This is a genomic window from Natrinema soli, from assembly GCF_028618695.1.
The window spans coordinates 1-3,695 of sequence record NZ_JAQIVI010000627.1 but is presented as its reverse complement, the minus strand read 5'-3'; the positions used below and the strand labels follow the sequence as shown (position 1 = coordinate 3,695).

Sequence of the window (3,695 nt, the reverse complement as noted above, 5' to 3'; positions counted from 1 at the left end):
CACGAGCAGCCCCGCTCGATCGCGCAGCACCTCGAGCGCTCGCACGGACAGGTACGCAGCGCCGTGTTCGTCGTCGGCCGCGACCGATCGAACGGTGGGAGCCACGCGCTCGTAGGCGGTCCACAGTTCGGGGACCGTCTCGCGGTCGTCGCCGACACCCTCGAGCAGTTCGGTGGGGGCGACCCACTCGAAGTCGTCGTGTTCCTCGCTCAGTTCGATCTCGCGAGTGTCGCAGTCGAACAGAGAGGGGTGAACGACCCACTCGCGCTCGAGGTTCGAGTCCTCGAACTCGACCGGCCGACCGGAACGGACCAGCGAGATGGTGTCGGCCTCGAGGTCCGTTTCCTCGCGAATCTCGACGAAGACCTGTTCGTCCGGTGCCCCCTCCGCGAAGCCCGAGACGCCGCCCCACTGGCCCCTGTAGGTACCGACCGAATCGCTCCGGCGCAACGAGAGGACCTCGCCGCGGTTGCGGAGGAACGCGGTGACGACGTGGGTCGCGCTCGCCGCTCCGTCCCCGGTTTCGTCGCGGTCCCTCGGTGAGTCACGCATACTCGAGATCACGACCGCTTGCAGGGAATCCCTTTCGGGACCGGCTGCCGTATCCACGGCTATGCAACGGATAGCGATCATCGCCGATACGCACGTTCCCTCCCGCGAGAGCGCCGTCCCCGAGTGGGTCGTCGAGGAACTCCGGGACGCCGACCGGACGATCCACGCTGGCGATTTCGACTCGAGGCGAACCTACGACCGGATCGACGCGATGGCGAACGGTGCCCTGACCGCCGTCCGCGGAAACACGGATCCACCCACGATCGACGTCCCCCACGCCGCGACGCTCGAGGCGGACGGCGTGACGTTTGTCGTGACCCACGGAGCCGGTTCGCCGGCGGGGTGGCACCAGCGGGTCGCGGGGACCGCTCGGTCCGAAGCGCCCGATAGCGATTCGGTCGCCGTCGGAGGTCACATCCACGAAGTCGTCGATACGACCGTCGACGGCGTCCGAGTGCTCAACCCGGGGAGCGCGACCGGTGCGGCTCCGGCCGATCGCGCGACGATGCACGTCGCGACCGTCGAGAACGGAGACCTGACGGTCGAACTGCGAACCGAGTGAGTCCCCGTCGGAGACTGGCCGCGTGGCCTGCCTCGAGTGCGTGAACTATACCCGTCTCGGGAACCCCCGTGAGACCATGACACAGCGCGTAACGGTATCGCTCGACGACGACTCGGCCGCGGCCCTCGAGACGCTGGTCGCCGAGACGGGCGAGGGACAGAGCGAGGTCGTCCGCCGCGCACTCACCTTCTACGGGACGAACTTCGAGGCGGCCAACGAACGGCCGAGCGAGAACCTCGAGCGGTACTATCGGATGCTCTCCTCGGGGGAGCACGTCCTGCTCGATATCGACTTCCTGCACGCCTTCCTCGAGTACTGCTACGCCGGCGGCGATCCGGATCCGGCGTTCGTCGAGGCGGCCGACCGGGTCTCCGACTACCACGCTCGCGAGTACGAGGCCCGATTCGAGGAGGTCGGCGACCTCCTGGAGTGGCTCTCCTTCTGTGGCTTCCTCGACGTCCGCGAGGAGAGCGAGGGCGTCTACCACCTCGTCTTTCCCTCGGAGGCCGTTCGCTGGTTCATGACACGGTTCATCGAGCGAAGCACCGTCGAATTGCCGACGGAGATCGAACTCGACGGCGGCGTCTCGAAGGTGATCGTGACCGAACGGCCAGCCAACTGACTCGAACGGTCGACTACCGATTGCTCGGTACGAACGCCGATGACCGCTCGGCGATCGACGACCGGCGGGCGAATGCGCTCGGCGGCCGTCAACGAACGCGCTCGAACAGCGTGAACGGATCGCGACGTTCACACGACCGCATACGAGTTCATACGTCGATCACACTATCTCGAGCCGTCGGACAGTCCGTATGTTCGACTCTTAACAACCCTTTTGGGAATCTCGAAGAGTGGTGTATGTGAATATACATCATGGGTGCTATCGACCGAGTGAAGGCGATCGGACCGGGCGCGCTCGTCGCGGCGGCGTTCGTCGGACCGGGGACGGTAACGACTGCGAGCGTGATCGGTGCCGAGTACGCGTACCTGCTGGTGTGGACGATCGCGTTCTCGATTCTGGCGACGATCGTTCTCCAGGAGATGAGCGCGCGGCTTGGGCTGATCACGCAGGAAGGGCTGGGAGAAGCGTTCCGAAACGAATTCGACAACCCGATTCCGCGGGCGATCACCGTCGCACTCGTCGTGAGCGCGATCGGTGTCGGAACCGCGGCGTTCCAGACGGGCAACATCGTCGGGGGCGCTGCCGGCCTGGCGACGATCACCGGCGTCAGCGAGAACGTCTGGGGACCGATCATGGGCCTCGTCGCCGCCGGCCTGCTGTGGACGGGGAACTACAAACTGATCGAGCGAGTCTTCATCGGCCTCGTCACCATCATGGGGCTGGCGTTCGTGCTCAACGCGATCATGGTCCGTCCCGATATCGGCTTACTGGCGGGCGGCCTCGTCCCGACCGTCCCCGAGGGATCGGCGTACCTCATCGCCGGCCTCGTCGGGACGACCGTCGTCGGCTACAACCTGTTCCTCCACGCGAGCACGGTTCAGGAGCGGTGGGACGGTGCCGAAGACCTCGCCGAGTGTCGCGCGGACACGATCGGTATGGTCATCGTCGGCGGCATCATCACGACGGCGATCGTCGTCACGGCCGCCGCGGTGTTCCCCGAAGGAACCTCGATCAGTAACGTCGGCGAGATGGCGGACCAGCTCGAGCCGGTCTTCGGCGGCTACGCGCTTACGTTCTTCGCGATCGGCCTCTTCGCGGCCGGCTTCACGAGCGCGATGAGCGCGCCGCTCGCGGGTGCCTACGCCACCGCCGGCGCGCTGGGCTGGGAGCGAGATCTGACGTCGACCCGGTTCCGAGCGATCTGGATGACGATCCTCGGCGTCGGGATCGTCTTCTCGGCGCTGGACTACAACCCCGTACAGGTGATCGTCTTCGCACAGGTCGCCAACGGGCTCCTGCTGCCGATTCTGGCGGTATTCCTCATCTACGCGATGAACAACGACGGCCTGCTGGGCGAGTACACGAACAGTACCCTCCAGAACGTCCTCGGCGGGATCGTCACGGTCGTCGTGATCGGTATCGGCCTCCGAACGCTCTACGACGTTTTGATCCTCTAACTGATGGAGCAAATAACAGATTCAAACGCACACGACTCGAACGCGGACGCACCGATGGATACTGACGAATCGACAGAGGACGGCGACACGCGCATCGGCGTCGACGTCGGCGGCACGTTCACCGACGTGGCGCTGACCGTCGACGACCGGCTACTCACCGCGAAGGTGCCGACGACCGACGACCAGCACGTCGGCGTCCTCGAGGGGATCGAAAAGGCCTGCGACCGGGCCGGTATCGACCCCGCCGAGATCGACGGCTTCGCCCACGCGATGACCGTTTCGGTCAACGCCCTCCTCGAGCGCGGTGGCGCGCGAACGGCGCTCGTGACCACCGAGGGGTTCCGTGACGTCCTCGAGATCGGACGTCAGGACCGGCCGGATCTGTACGATCTCGAGGCCGAGAAGCCAGAGCCGCTGGTCCCTCGCGACCGACGGTTCGAGGTCGACGAGCGGACGACCGCGGCGGGGGTCGAGCGGTCGGTCGACGCCGAGGCGGTCCGCG

5 protein-coding genes are annotated in these 3,695 nt (G+C 66.2%); 4 read left to right on the top strand and 1 reads right to left on the bottom strand.

Translation table 11 applies throughout. The features are described from left to right. Positions 1–552 (bottom strand): NUDIX domain-containing protein (locus PGX04_RS28470; protein ID WP_273741565.1); only part of this gene is annotated, 552 nt, incomplete at its 3' end. A gap of 61 nt (positions 553–613) precedes the next feature. Between PGX04_RS28470 and PGX04_RS28465 the strand changes: the two genes are divergently transcribed. The 4 genes from PGX04_RS28465 to PGX04_RS28450 all read left to right on the top strand — a co-directional run. Continuing rightward, a complete protein-coding gene (locus PGX04_RS28465) occupies positions 614–1,114 on the top strand; it encodes a metallophosphoesterase family protein (RefSeq protein ID WP_273741564.1) in 501 nt (166 codons plus the stop codon). 76 nt (positions 1,115–1,190) lie between these two features. Next, positions 1,191–1,736, top strand: coding sequence for a ribbon-helix-helix protein, CopG family (locus PGX04_RS28460; protein WP_273741563.1), 546 nt, complete (start codon positions 1,191–1,193; stop codon positions 1,734–1,736). Positions 1,737–1,987: 251 nt separating this feature from the next. Next, complete coding sequence (locus PGX04_RS28455; RefSeq protein WP_273741562.1) at positions 1,988–3,193, top strand: Nramp family divalent metal transporter; 1,206 nt, start codon at positions 1,988–1,990, stop codon at positions 3,191–3,193. A 54-nt stretch (positions 3,194–3,247) separates the two neighbouring features. After that, positions 3,248–3,695 (top strand): hydantoinase/oxoprolinase N-terminal domain-containing protein (locus PGX04_RS28450; RefSeq protein WP_273741566.1); only part of this gene is annotated, 448 nt, incomplete at its 3' end.

Coding starts and splice junctions, on each gene's coding strand:
- PGX04_RS28465 (WP_273741564.1), top strand. CDS start 614: ATGCAACGGATAGCGATCATCGCCGATACGCACGTTCCCTCCCGCGAG.
- PGX04_RS28460 (WP_273741563.1), top strand. CDS start 1,191: ATGACACAGCGCGTAACGGTATCGCTCGACGACGACTCGGCCGCGGCC.
- PGX04_RS28455 (WP_273741562.1), top strand. CDS start 1,988: ATGGGTGCTATCGACCGAGTGAAGGCGATCGGACCGGGCGCGCTCGTC.